Genomic DNA, 15092 nt, shown 5'->3' with positions numbered 1-15092 from the left:
GGCGTGTAGGTCAGGTGTACCGGGGACAGCGCGCCGAGGTCGGTGAGGACGAAGGAGTGCTTCTCGACGGTGCGGGTCGAGGAGGTGAGTTCGAGGACGGGCCAGGAAGCGCAGGGTCCGCCGAGAGGCGGAACGGGGGCAGGGCGGTGACTCCGTCGTCGGCGACGGTGAGCGTGTGCGCCGTGTCGCCCGTACGGAGCAGGTCGCGGGTGGCGGCCGTGGCGATCCAGGGGGCGAACGGTGACGGTGCCGCGGTCGGGTCGTTCGGTCCCGGCGAACAGCCGGAGGAGCCGCCCCGCTCTACCACGAACTGCTGCTCCTGAGGGCCGCGCCGGACCCGGAGCTGCCCCACCGGGCCGCGGCGGGCGCCGCGGCGGCCGGACGTGCCGGGGTCTGCCGGGCGGTCGGGGCCCCGACCGGCACTCCCGGTCCGCCGGACGCGGTGTCACCGCCCCACGGCTGAGGGTGCGACCGTCCGCGTCCCCGCCCCACCGCTGTTCATGAGCCGTCCGCGTCCCCGCGGCACAGCTGGTCATGACACGGGCTCAGGCGCGCGGCTCCGGGCCGGCGGAGGGGCCGGCGAAGGGGGCGGCGGGCAGGTTCTCCTCCGGCTTACCGCCGCGCGCGGTGCCGCCGCCGGTGCAGCGGAGGGCCCGCGCGCCCGCACTCGGTGCCGTGAGGTGGTCCAGGGTGCAGGTGATCTCCAGGAGGCGGTCCAGCTGTACGGTCCGGCCGTCGAGGTGCAGCCCCGCGCCCGCCTCGTCGGTGCGCCGCCGGACCATCAGCAGCGCCGACAGGCCGCTGGAGTCGACCGCGGACAGCCCGGTGCAGTCCAGCCGCAGGTCACGCAGCCCGGGGTGCTCGGCGAGCACCCGGTCCACGGCCTCCACGAGGCGGTCGGCGTGGCGGTGGTCGAGGTCGCCGCTCAGCTCGACGCGCACGGCCTCGCGCGAGGAGGAGTACGTCAGGCCGAGCGGGGCGGAGGGCAGGCTCGTCATACAGCGGTCCCGGCAGCGGTGAGAGGGTGGACGGTCAGGCGGGCGGCTCCGGCCCGCAGCGTGGCGGTGGCGCGGGGGAAGTCGTGCAGTTCCCGCTGCAGGAGCTCCAGGGCGGGCAGCAGCGAGGCGGCCGGAACGCCACGGGCCTCCAGGACCGCGGCGGTCCACAGCAGGAAGTCGCAGAAGAGGTCCTCGTCACCGGTGTAGAGGGCGGCGGCGAGGAACTCGACGGTGTGGGAGAGGTCTTCGGCGGTGCGCTCGCGCTGCGCTTCGGTGTAGCCGCGCATCGCCGGAAAGGCGTTCTCCAGCTCCGCGCACACGGTTCGGACGAGCCGCGGGCGGCTGCGGGCGACCAGGGTGTACTCCTGGTCACTGAGGTGGGGCAGGTCGTCCACGGCCTGGTGGCCGGGCCGGGGCCGCGGCAGCGGGCCGCAGGCCAGTTCGTCGGCGGCGGCCCGCGCGTCGGGGGCCCAGGAGTCCGCGCCGAGCAGGCGGGCGTAGCGGCCCCCGGGTCCGAAGGCGGCCCCGCCCACGATCACGGGGGTCCCCACGGCCTGGCATGCGGTGATGGCCGCGTGCGCGGCGGGCAGCCGGGTCGCGAGGGAGCCGGAGAGCGCGACGGCGTCCGGGCCGGTGCGGTGCAGGTGCGCGACGAGGTGCGGAGCGGTCACCTGCGCCCCGAGGTAGTCGACGCGCCAGCCCCTGATCCGCAGTACCTCGGCCAGGAGCCGGGCGGGCAGGGCGTGCCATTCGCCGTCCACGCAGGCCACCGTGACCCGGCCGCGTGTCGGTGCCGTGTGCGCCGAGGGGTGCAGGGCGACGGCTGCGACGGCCCGGTCGTTGATGGCGGTCGCGGCGTGTTCCTGGGCCACGGTGATGCGGTTCGCCGCCCACTCCCGGCCGACCCGCCCCTGGACGGGGGCGATCACGTCGAGCAGGAGGTCCTCCGCCGCCATGCCGTCGTCCAGTGCGCGCAGCACCGTACCGACCGTGGCGGCCTCGTCGAACGCCATCACCGACTCCCACACCCGAGCGCGGAGTTCCTCCGGCGCCGGTGCGGATGCGGGTGCGAGTGCGGATCCGAATGCGGGTGCGGGTGCCGGTCCGGGTGCCGTGGTGTCGTACGGGCTCACGCGGTGAACCGCCCGCGGGTGTGGCCGTCCACCGCGCTGAGGTGGTTGGTGCGCGGGGCCGCGATCACGACGACGGCCATGTCGTCGTGGCGCCCGGCCCCCACCCACTGTGAGGTGAGCATCTGTACGTGCTCCACCACCGCCTCGGCGGGCATCGCCGCGCACTCCGACAGGGCGCGGCGCAGCCGATCCTCCCCGAACATCGCACCGCCCATGGGTCCTCCCCGTGCCTCGCTGATCCCGTCGGTGTACAGCACGCAGGTGTCCCCGGGTGCCAGGGTCACGCGGGCCGTCTCCGTGGTGATCTCGGGCAGCGCCCCCACCAGTGTTCCCTTCGTAGGGGCCTCCTCCACCCGGCCGTCGGAGCGCAGGATCAGCGGGGCGGGGTGTCCGGCGCTCGTCAGACGCAGCCGCACGGCGTTGCCGTCCCGGGCCGCGGAGGCCAGCACCATGGTGGCGAAGCGGGCGTTCTCGGAGTTCAGCAGCGAGGTGTTGAGGAGGCTGAGCATCCGGTGGTGGTCGTCGGCCATCGGCAGGAGGGCGTGCAGCGTGTTGCGGATCTTGCCGGTCATCACCGCCGCCTGCAGTCCCTTGCCGCACACGTCTCCGAGCACGACGAGGGAGGGCTCGCCCTCGTCGGCGGCGGGATGTACGTCGTAGAAGTCGCCGCCGACCCGTTCGTGGTCCTTCGACGGCCGGTAGCCGCCGGCGTACTCGACCCCTGAGACCTGGTGCAGCAGGGGTGGGAGGAGTTCGCGCATCAGGGTGTCGGTGATCGACGCCTGCTCCGTGTAGAGACGGGCGGCCGACATGGCGGCGCCGGCGCGGGCGGCGAACAGCCGCGCGAACACCTCCTCGCCCTCCGTGAACGCGCTCGCGCCGTCGGCGCGCAGCAGTACCAGGGCGCCCGCGGGTACACCGTGCCCCGGCAGGGGCGTGATGACGATCGACCCCAGGGCGTCGAAGCCGTCCGGCACCAGCCAGGCCGGTGCGGCGGACGGGTCGAGCCACCGGGAGGGTACGGGCGGGAAGCCCTGGAGCGCCTCGGCCAGCCCGGGCACGTCCTCGGGGTCGCCGACGGCGCGGGATACGGACGGTCTTCCGCCTCGGACGCAGGACACGACCGGAAGCTCGGGGCCGTGTGCGGCAGCGATCACCAGGGCCGCGTCGGCGAGGTGGTCGGCCGCCATCTGGGCCGTGACGTCCATGCACCGGTCGAGGTTGAGGGACGACAGCAGGAGGTTGGAGGAGCGGACCAGGAACCCGGTGCGTTCCCGCTCCGTCCACAGGGCCTCCCGGGCCAGCCGGTGGTCGGTGTCGTCGACGAGCCACCACACGACCGTGCCGTCGTCGCGGGGTGTCGGATGCGCCTCGTACGAGCGGTCGCCGACGGGCCCCTGGACGGTGCCGGCCCCGGCGGGCGGGCGCTGTGCGGGCAGGGGCGTGGTGTAGCGCGCGTGCGCCGACGCCAGCCATCCGGGGACCGCGTCCGCCATCGCCGAGCCGGGGCGGGCGTCCGGGAACACCAGCCCTGCCGCCTCGTTGGCGTGGACCACGACCGCACCGGCGTCGGCCACCAGCACCGGGTAGGGGGCCTGACTCCACGACAGGCCCATGGCGGGCGAGCTCGACGTCGTATCGGTGGAAGGAACCAAACGTTGAAGGCCCGCTGCGCGGACCCCTCACCTCTTCATCGCGTTCATCACGTCGGAAAAACCTCGGACCAGACAGTTGCCCTCCGGCAACCATCCTCCATGGGCCGTACCCCTCGCAACCGCGCCACAGGGGCACGCGGTATCGAGGGCTCATCCCTGGAGGTGACCAGTTGCGAACCCTGCCCTGACGGGTACCCGGTCATCGGGCCCGCACGCGATGTAGGAGGATGTCCCGGTGATGGGAGAGGAAGCGGTCGTCACCGCGACCACAGCACGCGACGTGACGGTCATCCGCCTGCGTGGCGAAGTCGACGAGGACAACGCCCCGTTCCTGGCCGGCGCCCTCGCGCAGGCCGCGGCGTCCGGCCTGCCGCGCACCGTGGTGGACCTCTCGGGCACCTTCTTCGTGGACTCCTCCGTGCTGCACGCGCTGCTCGACGCGCAGCGGGCCCACGCGGACGCCGGGTCGGTGCTCGTCCTCGCCGGCCCGCTGCACACCGCCGTCCGGCGGCTGTTCGAAGTCACCGGAGCCGCGGCGGCGTTCCGTATGGCGGACAGCCTCGCGACCGCGATGACATGCTGACCCCCACCCCCCGTCCCCGAACGGGTCGTCACGGTACGACCCGTGCGGCCATGGGCAGGCGATGAGTATGAACCCACCCCCGCCGTCCGAAGCCCCTCTGGGCTCGCAGCGGCACCGCGAGGACGCCGTCGGCGACCACCGGCACGCCGCGCCGCCCGGCTCGGCGGCCGCGGCCCGTGAGCGTGTCCGCGAACTGCTGCTCCTCGCGGGTGTCAGCCTCGACAGCGTCAGCGCCGCGGACGCGCTGCTCGTCACCTCGGAGCTGGTCACCAACGCCATCCGGCACGGGTACGGCGTGATCGCCTTCCAGGCCGACATCGCGGGCGACGTCCTGCGGCTGTCCATCGCCGATGCCAATCCCCGCCTCCCCGCGGCCCGTACGGGTACGGTCGACCACCCCGGCGGTTACGGCTGGCCGCTCATCCAGCGCCTGGCGGAGCACGTCGACTGCCGCACCCGCCCCGATGGCAAGACCATCACGACGGCGCTCCGCCTGAGCTGAGCCGTCCCGGGCGCAGGCCGCGGCCGTGCGGCGTCCGTCGTCAGTCGGCGGTCGGCCGGCGGCCGCCGGTGTGCCCCTCAGAGGCGGATCCGTCCGGGGAAGGCTCCGTGGCCCACGCCCGGTGCGGTGACGGCGAGCCATCCGTGGCCGACGACCCGCGTGCCAGGGCCCACCCGGCCCGGATCCGCGGACAAGTGCGCACAGGCCTCACGGGCCGCGCGATCACCGCCCGGTCGCACTCGTCGAGCGCGTCGGTGCCCCCGCCGGCGACCAGGGCGGCCATCGCACCCCGCCGGATCCGCGCCGGCACGGCCGGACCACGGCGCACGGCGCGCAGCCGCGGCCGGAAGTCCTCGTGCAGCAGCCGGGCGTACCGGGACCCCTCGTGCGGGACGGCCGCCGCCCCGGGCGAAGGCCTTTACCAGGGCCCGCATCCCGGCCTCGGAGTCCGTCCGAAGCCGGTGGAGGGCGCCGAAGCCGACACCGGACCTGCCGTAGTCCCTCTCGCTCGCCAGCGCGGCGTAGCGGTCGGCGCAGCGCTCGTCGAACGCCCCCACAGCATGTGGGCCGCCCGGCCCCCGGAGCTCCCTGCGCCGCACGCCGGCCAGCACTTCGTCGAAGGCCGGCGGCCCGATGTGCCGCAAGGCCCTCAGGTACGGCCGGATCGCGCGATGCCCTTCACGGCAGCCGCCCTGCGCAGCAGCGCCGGAACGGAGCTGCCGGGCTGATCGGCCAGGTGCCGCAGGGCCGCATCCGCTCGTGCGACGTCGTCGCCCGCCAGGTCTTCGAGCAGCGTGTCGATCTTCATGGGACGGCACCCTACGCAGGCGGTCGGACGGCGCCTCATCCCTTCCCCAGGGGACAGCGGTAGCCGGGGCAGCGAGGGTGTTCAGCGGCCGGCGGGCGCATCATCGGGCCGCGACGGGCAACAAGGGCCTCCATGACGACGGAGAACAGCGGGGCTGCCAGACGCTCGCGGCTGGTGTGGCTCCTGGCGGCCCAGACCGCCTTGATGGTGCTCCTGGGCCTTTGGGTGACGCGTGGGGCGGTAGGCCATTGGCCGCTCCTCCTGGAGGACCGGCTGGTGCAGGACTTCGCCGCGCATCGCAGCCCGGTGGGGGACGGTGTGACCGCGGGGCTGTCGCTGCTGGCCGGCACGGAGGGCATCGTCGCAGTGACGGTGCTCTGCGTGGCCGCGCTGCTGGCGCTGCCGCCCGCCCCGCGGTGGGCACAGGCCGTGTTCCTGGGGGCGTCGGTCGCCGTCCAGTCGGCGGTCTTCCTCGTCGTCACCTTCGTCGTGGAGCGGCCCCGGCCCGACGTTCCCCAGCTGGACGGGGCGCCGCCCACGTCGAGTTTCCCCTCGGGGCACGTCGGCGCGTCCGTCGCCCTGTACGGAGGGCTGGCGGTCCTCGTGTTGCGCCGTGCGCGCGGACCGTGGCGTTACCTCGCGGCCGGGGTACTGCTGCTCGTGCCGCCCGCGGTCGGACTGTCCCGGGTCTACCGGGGCATGCACCATCCGTCCGACGTGCTGGGCGGTCTGCTCAACGGCGCGGCGGTGCTGCTCGTCCTGGGGTCCGTGTTCCTGTCCGACCGCGGCGCCGCCGACGGCCCTGCGCCGAAGGGGACTCCGGGTGACGGGGCCGCCGCCCCGCCCGTACCCGCGCGGCCCGGCCGGCCCCGCCCCGCGCGCGGGAGCGTCGTCGTCGTACGCCATCCCCACGGCTGCCCGGACGAGCTGGCCGCCGAGGTGCGCGCCCGGCTCCACCGGCACGGTTTCCCCGACCAGCGGTGGACCTCGACCACCGTGGACCGGCCCAGCGGGGACCTCGCCGAGGAGTGTGCCGCGGGCGGTGTGGGCCTGGTGGTCGCCTGCGGCGGCGACGGCACCGTACGGGTCTGCGCCGACGTCGTCGCCGGCACCGCAATCCCGCTGGCACTCGTCCCCTGCGGTACCGGCAATCTGCTCGCCCGGAACCTGGGCCTGCCGTCCGACCCGGCGACGGCCCTCGACGAGGCCCTGGCGGGCGGCGACTTCGGGATCGACGTCGGACGGGTCGAGAGCGACGGCGACGGCGACACCATGACCGGGGACAGCCGGCTGACCGTCGACACGGAACCGGGGGGCCTGCGGATACGGCTTCCCCGTACGCCCGCCGCCGCACCCCCTCACGTACCCGACGGCACCTGACGTACCGCCCGCGCCGCCCGTACCGCACCTGTCGCGCGCACCGCGCGGCTCTGACCGCGGGCGCCGTGTAGGAAACGGCGGGAACCGCCAGCCGGGTACCCCGGCGGCCCGGGACCTCGGCGTCTGACACCGCACCCGCCCGTCCGCCTATCCGCCCGTTACGAACCCTCCCCGAAGGCAGGTTTCGCCGCCATGGCACAGCGCACTGTCCGTACCCGACGCCTCGGCACCGTCCGAGCACTGCTGGCCCGGCACTCGGGGCCCGACGCGGCGTTCGGCCGCAGACTGGTGCTGGCGGTGACGGCCACGGCCGCGGTGGCGGTGCCGTTCGCCCTGGCCCTCGTACTCGTCGAGTCCCGGTGGCCTCCGCTGTACCGGCTCGACCGGACCACCGCGGAGCGGCTGCACCGTACCGCCCTCGAACACCCGGCCTGGGTAGGCGTCCTGGACTTCTTCACCGGCGTGGTGTGGGACCCGGTGACCATGCGCCTGCTGGTGGCGGCCCTGGTGGTGTGGCTCCTGACCCGGCGGGCGTGGCGGCTGGCGACGTGGGCCGGTGTCACGGCGGTGTCCGGGGCGCTGATCGGGTTCCTGGTCAAGAACGCGGTGGAGCGAGCCCGCCCGCACCTGCCGGAACCCGTCGCCCACGCGCCCGGCTTCTCCTTCCCCTCCGGCCATGCCATGACGGCCATGACCTCCAGCGCCGTCCTTCTGCTGGTCCTGCTCCCGCTGGTGCCCCGCGCCTGGCGGCCGTTGCCGTGGGGGCTCGCGGCGACGGCGGTCCTGGGGGTCGGCTACACCCGGGTCGCACTGGGGGTGCACTGGGTGAGTGACGTCGTCGGGGGCTGGCTGCTCGGCATCGCCGTGGTCACGGCGACCACCCTGGCCTTCGAGGCCTGGCGGGCCGACACCGGCCGCCCGCGTACGGCGGTGAGCGAGGGCCTGGAGCCGGAGATCTCCTGCGCCACCGACCCGGAAGCCCCTCCCGCCGCCACGCCCCCGTCCGCTGGGCGTGGAAGCTGATCTCGGCTCAAAGCCGCTGTGCGCGGCGGCCGTTGACGGCGGTGGTCCGAACGCTCATCTCCACGGTGACGTCGTCGCCCGCGACCAGCCCCAGCGGGTTCCGTACGGCGTTCTTGAGGGGCAGCAGGTATCCGCCGTCCCTCGGGAACAGCGACGTCTCGAAGACGGCTTCGCCGATGCGGGCCTCGACCGGGACCACGCCCCAGCCGTACGTGGCCAGGGCCGCCACCTGCCGCACGTCGGCGGACTGCTCTTCCGGCACGGGGACGAAGTAGTACGGCGCGGGGCCGCGCCACTCGATCACCCGGCCGGCGAAGACCATGTCCATCAAGACGTTCCCTCCTCGGGACGGCGAGCGGCAGGCAGTGCCGGTGGCCCGCCCACCCTACGCAAAGCCTCCGCCCGCGTCAGGCCGTCCTGGTGGTGAAGGAGTTCGGGGAGGGCAGCCGCAGCGGCTTCGCGACCGCAGCGCAGAAGTCGGCGAGCCCCGTGGCCAGGGCGGCCCGCGAGGCCTCCGGCATCGCGGCCATCGCCTCGGCCAGCGCCTCCTGCCTGCGGGCGCGCAGTCGTTCGAGGTAGGTACGGCCTGCGGGTGTCAGCCCGAGCAGCACCTCGCGGCGGTCGTCGGTCCCGGGGTGCCGTTCGAGGAAGCCCACGGCCTGCAGGCGGTCGCACAGCCGGGTGACGGACGGCGGGGCCGCCTCCAGCAGCCTGCCGAGGTCACGCAGGTTCAGCTGGTCGTTCGCCTCGACGAGGAACAGCACCCGCGCCTGCGCGGAGGAGACGGGCGCGGCACTGGCCGTGTCCCGGCCCCGTTCCCAGACCACTTCCAGCAGCTCGATCAGCTCGCTCATCTCCGCCACCGCCGACACGGCCGGCCGCGGGGAGCCGATCGACCGCTGACCCATGTGACACTCCCTACCGGACGTACGCGCAGCCCTTCCCCGGCGGACCGGCGGCTTCGTCGTCCCCCATAGTGGCAGTTACGAGAGAGACAGGTACGGGGCCGGTGACGAGAGGCGTACGCGGCGAGGGTGTCGGGGGCGGCGGAAACGTCGAGCGGGTGCTGCGCGGCGCCGCCCCGCACGCGCTGTTCGAGGAGGTCCGGGCCATCCTGGCCCGCGACCACGGGGCGGCCGGCGCCGAACTGCTGATGGCCGACTACGCCTCGGCACGCCTCCAGCCCGTCACGGCGCAGCCGTTCACCGCCGACTCCGTGTCGGCGTACAACAGTGCCGAGGGCCGGGCCTTCGGTGCTCAGGAGGCGCACGTGGTCCCCGGGGAGGACGGTGTCACCGTCCACCTGCCGGTGACCGTGCGCGGCGACCGGCTCGGGGTCCTGAGTGTCCGCTACCCGTCCGGGGTCCCGGTGGGCGTACACATCGGCCCGCTGCAGGACGTGGCCGACGCGCTGGCCCACGAGATCCTCGTCGCCGACCGCGACACCGACTTCTTCCTGCAGGCGCGCCGGGCCAGGAGACTCACCCTGGCCGCCGAGATGCAGTGGCAGCTGCTGCCGGGACGCTCGTGCTCCCGGCCCGAGTACGACCTCGGGGCCCAGCTGGAGCCCGCGTACGCCGTCTTCGGCGACAGCTTCGACTGGTCGGCCTCCGCGGACCATCTGACGCTGACCGTCAACAACGGCATGGGTGAGGGCATCGACGCGGCGCTGCTGACCAGCCTCGCCGTGAGTGCCCTGCGCAACGCCCGGCGGGCGGGCCTCGACCTCGCCGACCAGGCGGCCCTGGCGGACCAGGCCCTCTACGGCCAGTACCAGGGGCGGCTGCACCTGGCGATGCTGCTGCTCCGCTTCGACCTGGAGACCGGCGAGGTCGAGGTCATCGACGCCGGGTCGCCCCGGGTCTGGCGGCTGCGCGGGGGCAGCGTGGAGCGGTTCGAGCTGGAGGCGCAGCTGCCGCTCGGCATGTTCGAGGACACCGTGTACACCTCCCAGCGCTTCCGGGTGCTGCCCGGGGACCGGCTGTTCTTCCTGAGCGACGGCGTCTACGACGTCCTCTCCCCCGCCGGCGAGCCGTACGCCCTGCACGCCCTGACCCGGGCGGTCATGAACACGCGGCTGCTGCCGCCCTCGCAGGTGCCGCGGGCGCTCCTGGAGGAGCTGCCGGGGTACCGGGGCGGCGTGGACGCCGCCGACGACGCGATGGTCGTCTGCCTCGACTGGCACGGCCGGCCCGGTACCGGGGCAGGCGGCGGGCGGTAGGGGCCACGGGGCGGCCGGGGCCCACGGCGCCGGACAGTGGCACAGTGGTGCCATGCCCCGTCCCGGCCGCTCCGGCGCCCACGAGGACCCGGCCGCGGCCCTCGCCGCCGCGGCGGATCTCCTCGCGGTGCTGCACGCCAGGGGCCAGGACGGTGTGGAACCGGCCGTATCGCCGTCGCAGCTGCGGGCGCTGCTCGCCGTGGAGGGCGCCGAGGGCGCCAATCTGCGGACCCTGGGCGACGTGCTCGGTTCCCGTCCGCCGTCGGTCACCCGGCTCTGCGACCGGCTGGAGGCGATGGGGCTGCTGACCCGGTCGCCCCATCCGTCCCGGCGGCGCGAGGTGGAGGTGCGGCTCACGCCGCGGGGGCGCGCACTGCTGGACGAGCGGCGGGCCATCCGGGTGCGCGAGCTGTCGGCGGTGCTCGGGCGGATGGCACCCGAGGCGGTGGACGCGCTGGTGGCGGGCCTGGAGGCGTTCCGGGAGGCCGCGGCGGGCTCCTACCCGGCCGACGGCCCCGTCGCGGACACCGGCCCCTCCTGCGCGGGGCCGCCCCCTGCCGCCGTACCCGGCAGCGCCTGACGGCCGGGGGCGCGGCCGCCGCGCCCCCGGTTCATGGGGGTGGTTACCGGTCGGTCCGCGGAGATGGCAGACTCATTGAGTTCGTAAAATATTGCCTGACGGCAAATGATCACTCTAGGCTTGTCCGACGCAACCAGGCGTCCCTCGGGCGTCCGCCGTCCGAGACCAGAAGGGACAGACGCGACGCCATGGTGAGCACTCCCGGGCTCGGGGCCCAGCGCCCGGCCGCCCGCACACCGCAGCAGCCGGTGGTCCGGCCCCGGCAGTCGTCCTGCGCAACGCAGGACGACTCGCTGGCGCTGTGGAACGGCGTACCGCCGTACGTCCTGCTCATCGAGGACGACGAGGGCGACGCCGTGCTCGTCGAGGAACTCGTGGAGGACAGCGGGATCGAGGTCCGCCTCGGGCGGGCCAGCTCACTCGCCGACGCCCTGCGTCTGCTGCGGGCCGAGGCCCCCGAGTGCGTCCTGCTGGACCTGCACCTGCCCGACGCCCAGGGCCTGGACGGGCTGAAGAAGGTCCTCGCCGTGTCCGCCGAGGCCGCGGTCGTCGTCCTGACGGGCCTGTCGGAGGAGCGGGCGGGGCTGACCGCCGTCGCGGCCGGCGCCCAGGACTACCTGGTCAAGGGACGCCTGGAGGCCGACGTCTTCATGCGGGCGATCCGCTACGCGATCCAGCGCAAGCGCACCGAGCTGGCGGCCGCCGCCCTCCAGGCGGGCAGACTGCGGGCCGAGGAGAACGCGCGCCTCGAACGCGGCCTGCTTCCCACGCCGCTGCTGCTCGACGACGCGGCCGACGCCGTCACCGTCTGCGCCCGCTACCACCCCGGGCGCGCCCAGACGCTGCTCGGCGGGGACTTCTACGATGTCGTCCAGACTCCCGACGGGGCCACGCACGCCGTCGTCGGCGACGTGTCGGGCCATGGCCCCAGCGAGGCGGCGCTGGGCGTGTGCCTCCGCGTGGCCTGGCGGTCCTTCGTCATGGCGGGCGCCCGCGGCGCCGAACTGCTCGGGCTTCTGGAGCGGATCCTGCTGGCGGAGCGCTCCGGCCCCGAGATCTTCGCCACCCTCGTCTCCCTCACCCGGCCTGCCGGCACCCGTACCGTCTCCGTACAGCGCGCGGGTCACCCCGGTTTCCTGGTACGTTCCGCGGCCGGTGTGGAGTTGCGCACCGTTCCGGGCGGGCCCGCGCTGGGCATCCTGCCCGGCTGGGAGGCCGGCTGGCCCGTCACCGAGGTGGCACTGGAGGCGGGCGGCGCCGTGATGCTCTTCACGGACGGCCTGATCGAAGGGCGCATCGGCCCCGGCTCCGACCGCCTCGACGAGGCGGGCCTGCTGGAGATCGCCCGCAAGCACGCCGACCTGCCCGCGGAACCGTTCGTCGACACGCTGATCCAGGCGGCGCAGGGCCTCGCCGCGGACTGGGGCGGCCTGGCCGACGATGTCGCCGTCCTCCACCTCGAATGGAACTCCTCCACGTGACCTCCCCCGCACAGCCTCCCGCATCGCCCCCCGGACGGGCTCCGGTCCGCCGGGGGCCGAGCCTCCAGGTCTGGCTGACCACCGTGCTGGTGGCGCTCGCCCTCATGGTCGTCGGCACGGGCGCGCTCGGCGCGGCCCTGCTGTCCCACACCACGACGGCCGGGAACCGGCTCGTCGACGGAATCCTGCCCGCCCAGCGGGACGCCCTGCGGCTGGAGACGGCCCTGCTGGACCAGGAGACCGGGGTCCGCGGCTACCTGCTCGCCGACGAGCCGGCGCTGCTGGAACCGTACGAACGAGGGCTGGCCGACGAGACCGCGGCCGCCCAGCGCCTGGCGACGGTCCTCTCCGGCGATGTCGGCGACGACGGCGTGCGCGAGGACCTGGCGGCCGTCCAGGAGGCCGCCCGGACCTGGCGCGAGCAGTTCGCGGCCCCCGCCGTCGCCTCCGTGGAGAACGGCACCGCCCCGCCGTCCCTCCAGGCCGGCAAGGACCGCTTCGACGAGGTCCGCCGCCGGATCGCCGCCCAGCAGGCGCGTCTGGACCGCATCCAGGCCGACGCCCGTGCCACCTTCGGCGATGCGCGCACGCAGCGCGACCACATCCTGCTGGCGATCGTCGCGGCCTTCCTGCTGGCCGGCTCCGCGCTCGCGGTGCTGCTCCACGTGGGCGTGCTGCGCCCGCTCGCCCTGGTGCGGACCGCCTCCCAGCGGGTGGCGGACGGGGCCTTCGAGGAGGAGATCCCCCTGCGCGGCCCCTCCGATCTACGCGCCCTGGCGCAGGCGGTGGAGGCCATGCGGCACCGAACCGTGGCCGAGCTGAAGGCTTCGCGGCGCAATGCCGAACGGCTCGACCGCACGGCCGCCGAGCTCGACGCGCAGGCGGTGGAGCTGCGCCGCTCCAATGCCGAGCTGGAGCAGTTCGCGTACGTGGCCTCGCACGACCTCCAGGAACCGCTGCGCAAGGTGGCCTCCTTCTGCCAGCTGCTGGAGAAGCGGTACGGGGACCAGCTCGACGAACGCGGCGCCCAGTACATCGGCTTCGCCGTCGACGGCGCCAAGCGGATGCAGGTGCTCATCAACGACCTGCTGACCTTCTCCCGGGTGGGCCGGGTCCAGGACGCGCGCGAGACGGTCGAGTTGGACGGCACCCTGGACCGGGCGCTGCGCAACCTGGCCGCCGCCGTGGAGGAGAGCGGCGCGGAGATCACCCGGCCCGAGCGGCTCCCGGACACGGTCGGCGACCCGACGCTCCTGACGATGTTGTGGCAGAACCTGGTGGGCAACGCGGTCAAGTTCCGCTCGCCTGACCGCGCTCCGCGTATCGAGGTGGCCGTGGCCGGCGGCCCCGAGGCGGAAGCGGGCTTCCACACCTTCACCGTCACCGACAACGGCATCGGCGTACCGGCCGAGTTCGCCGAGAAGGTGTTCGTCATCTTCCAGCGGCTGCACGGCCGGGAGACCTACGGCGGCACCGGGATCGGCCTCTCGCTCTGCAAGAAGATCGTCGAGCACGCGGGCGGGCGCATCCGCATCGACGCCGACCACCGGGAAGGCACCCGGATCGTCTTCACCCTGCCCGTCGCCACTGCCCCCACCGACAGCGGCACCGCCGCCCCCGGCGCGGCCTAGACCGCGGGGTCCGGCGCCGATGCCGGAGCGCACGCTCCCGTACCTACCGAAGGAACCCTCCGATGAGCACTCCCGCAGACCGGCCCCAGGCCGCCCCCGCCGAAGTCCTGCTGGTCGAGGACGACGCGGGCGACGAGCTGATGACCCGCGAGGCCTTCGAGGACAACAAGATCGGGAACGTGCTGCATGTCGTGCGGGACGGTCTGGAGGCCCTGGACTTCCTGTACCGCCGCGGCGAGCACGCCAACGCCCCGCGTCCCGATCTGATCCTGCTCGACCTGAATCTGCCCAAGTACGACGGACGGCAGGTCCTCGAACAGATCAAGACGGACCCGGAGCTGAACCACATCCCCGTGGTCGTGCTCACCACCTCGGCGGCCGAGGAGGACATCCTGCGCAGCTACAAGCTGCACGCCAACGCCTACGTGACGAAGCCGGTCGACCTCGACCAGTTCATCCGGGCGATCCAGCAGATCGACGACTTCTTCGTCACCGTGGTCAAGCTCCCCCGCGCACGGTGAGGCAGGCGGCGGGGCCGGTGACGGGGCGCAACGGTTCGGGAACGCGGACGGAAATGTGGGGAAGACGGACGTGAGCAGCATGGACACGCACAACACCGGGGCACGCAGTCGCGTGGAGACCCGCTCCGCCGGGGACGTGCGCATCGTCGTGATGGCGGGTGAGTTCGACATGGACAACGTGGCCGATCTGCGGACCGCGATGGATCCCGCAGTGCCCGGTGTAGCCCGGTTCGTACTGGACGTCACCGGGGTGACCTTCGTGGACTCGACCGCGCTCAGCATCCTGCTGCAGCCCGCGCTGGACCGGCCGGTGGTCCTGGCGGGGACCGTGCCGAGCCGGCTGGCCCGGCTGCTGGAGCTCACCGGTGCCGAACAGGCCTTCGCCACCGCGCCCAGCGTGGCCGAGGGCATGGTCGTGGTCGTCCCGCCCCGGAAGGGCTGACGGCGTTCCCCGACCCCGCCCACCCGTCCCGCCGGGGCGGCGACGGGCCGGGCGGCTTCGGACGGCCGCTGGTGATCCGCCTCACGCGGAGCGTGACGATCACCCCCGGCGCACGCAGCGGCAAACGCATCGAG

General features: G+C 74.2%; 16 protein-coding genes. 10 read left to right on the top strand and 6 right to left on the bottom strand.

Annotation, left to right across the window (positions count from 1 at the left end):
• Nucleotides 1-545 precede the first annotated feature (545 nt).
• From ACFWFZ_RS03665 to ACFWFZ_RS03655, 3 genes are all read right to left on the bottom strand, one after another.
• Nucleotides 546-998, bottom strand: coding sequence for an STAS domain-containing protein (locus ACFWFZ_RS03665; protein ID WP_387115988.1), 453 nt, complete (start codon nt 996-998; stop codon nt 546-548).
• Nucleotides 995-2026, bottom strand: a complete 1032-nt coding sequence (locus tag ACFWFZ_RS03660; RefSeq protein ID WP_387116320.1) for a B12-binding domain-containing protein — start codon at nt 2024-2026, stop codon at nt 995-997. The genes ACFWFZ_RS03665 and ACFWFZ_RS03660 overlap by 4 nt, the downstream gene beginning before the upstream one ends.
• A gap of 101 nt (nt 2027-2127) precedes the next feature.
• Complete coding sequence (locus ACFWFZ_RS03655; protein WP_387115985.1) at nt 2128-3747, bottom strand: PP2C family protein-serine/threonine phosphatase; 1620 nt, start codon at nt 3745-3747, stop codon at nt 2128-2130.
• Nucleotides 3748-4024: 277 nt separating this feature from the next.
• Here ACFWFZ_RS03655 and ACFWFZ_RS03650 point away from each other — a divergent pair, with 277 nt between their 5' ends.
• Together ACFWFZ_RS03650 and ACFWFZ_RS03645 are read left to right on the top strand one after the other, a co-directional pair.
• On the top strand, nt 4025-4369 hold the full coding sequence (locus ACFWFZ_RS03650; RefSeq protein WP_387115982.1) for an STAS domain-containing protein: 345 nt from the start codon (nt 4025-4027) through the stop codon (nt 4367-4369).
• A gap of 67 nt (nt 4370-4436) precedes the next feature.
• A complete protein-coding gene (locus ACFWFZ_RS03645; RefSeq protein WP_387115979.1) occupies nt 4437-4871 on the top strand; it encodes an ATP-binding protein in 435 nt (144 codons plus the stop codon).
• Between the two features lie 649 nt (nt 4872-5520).
• On the opposite strand, the gene ACFWFZ_RS03640 is transcribed toward ACFWFZ_RS03645, so the two are convergent.
• Entirely contained in the window at nt 5521-5679 is a 159-nt protein-coding gene (locus ACFWFZ_RS03640; protein WP_387115976.1) for a hypothetical protein, read from the bottom strand.
• 132 nt (nt 5680-5811) lie between these two features.
• Between ACFWFZ_RS03640 and ACFWFZ_RS03635 the strand changes: the two genes are divergently transcribed.
• Entirely contained in the window at nt 5812-7059 is a 1248-nt protein-coding gene (locus tag ACFWFZ_RS03635; protein ID WP_387115974.1) for a diacylglycerol kinase family protein, read from the top strand.
• A 192-nt stretch (nt 7060-7251) separates the two neighbouring features.
• Nucleotides 7252-8082: a phosphatase PAP2 family protein gene (locus ACFWFZ_RS03630; protein ID WP_387115971.1), complete on the top strand. Its 831-nt coding sequence runs from the start codon at nt 7252-7254 to the stop codon at nt 8080-8082.
• Between the two features lie 7 nt (nt 8083-8089).
• Here the strand turns inward: ACFWFZ_RS03630 and ACFWFZ_RS03625 are convergent, their stop codons facing one another.
• Nucleotides 8090-8410 carry a DUF1905 domain-containing protein gene (locus tag ACFWFZ_RS03625; RefSeq protein WP_387115969.1) on the bottom strand — a complete coding sequence of 107 codons (321 nt, stop codon included), beginning with the start codon at nt 8408-8410 and terminating at the stop codon, nt 8090-8092.
• A 79-nt stretch (nt 8411-8489) separates the two neighbouring features.
• Nucleotides 8490-8990, bottom strand: coding sequence for a MarR family winged helix-turn-helix transcriptional regulator (locus ACFWFZ_RS03620; protein WP_387115966.1), 501 nt, complete (start codon nt 8988-8990; stop codon nt 8490-8492).
• A gap of 101 nt (nt 8991-9091) precedes the next feature.
• Here ACFWFZ_RS03620 and ACFWFZ_RS03615 point away from each other — a divergent pair, with 101 nt between their 5' ends.
• The 6 genes from ACFWFZ_RS03615 (at nt 9092) to ACFWFZ_RS03590 (ending at nt 14958) form a co-directional block, all read left to right on the top strand.
• On the top strand, nt 9092-10303 hold the full coding sequence (locus ACFWFZ_RS03615; RefSeq protein ID WP_387115964.1) for a PP2C family protein-serine/threonine phosphatase: 1212 nt from the start codon (nt 9092-9094) through the stop codon (nt 10301-10303).
• A gap of 52 nt (nt 10304-10355) precedes the next feature.
• Nucleotides 10356-10883 (top strand): MarR family winged helix-turn-helix transcriptional regulator, encoded by a 528-nt coding sequence (locus tag ACFWFZ_RS03610; RefSeq protein WP_387115961.1) that lies wholly within the window; start codon nt 10356-10358, stop codon nt 10881-10883.
• Between the two features lie 188 nt (nt 10884-11071).
• On the top strand, nt 11072-12364 hold the full coding sequence (locus ACFWFZ_RS03605; RefSeq protein ID WP_387115958.1) for a PP2C family protein-serine/threonine phosphatase: 1293 nt from the start codon (nt 11072-11074) through the stop codon (nt 12362-12364).
• The gene (locus tag ACFWFZ_RS03600) at nt 12361-13995 is read left to right on the top strand and encodes an ATP-binding protein (RefSeq protein WP_387115955.1); all 1635 of its coding nucleotides are present in this window, start codon (nt 12361-12363) and stop codon (nt 13993-13995) included. The genes ACFWFZ_RS03605 and ACFWFZ_RS03600 overlap by 4 nt, the downstream gene beginning before the upstream one ends.
• A gap of 62 nt (nt 13996-14057) precedes the next feature.
• Nucleotides 14058-14516 carry a response regulator gene (locus ACFWFZ_RS03595; RefSeq protein ID WP_387115952.1) on the top strand — a complete coding sequence of 153 codons (459 nt, stop codon included), beginning with the start codon at nt 14058-14060 and terminating at the stop codon, nt 14514-14516.
• Nucleotides 14517-14595: 79 nt separating this feature from the next.
• Complete coding sequence (locus tag ACFWFZ_RS03590; protein WP_387116318.1) at nt 14596-14958, top strand: STAS domain-containing protein; 363 nt, start codon at nt 14596-14598, stop codon at nt 14956-14958.
• Nucleotides 14959-15092: the final 134 nt, after the last annotated feature.

Origin of the sequence: Streptomyces sp. NPDC060232 (genome assembly GCF_042726555.1) — a bacterium.
In the GTDB taxonomy this organism is placed as follows: domain Bacteria; phylum Actinomycetota; class Actinomycetes; order Streptomycetales; family Streptomycetaceae; genus Streptomyces.
The sequence above is the reverse complement of the archived record's forward strand: the minus strand, read 5'-3'. Positions and strand labels throughout refer to the sequence as shown.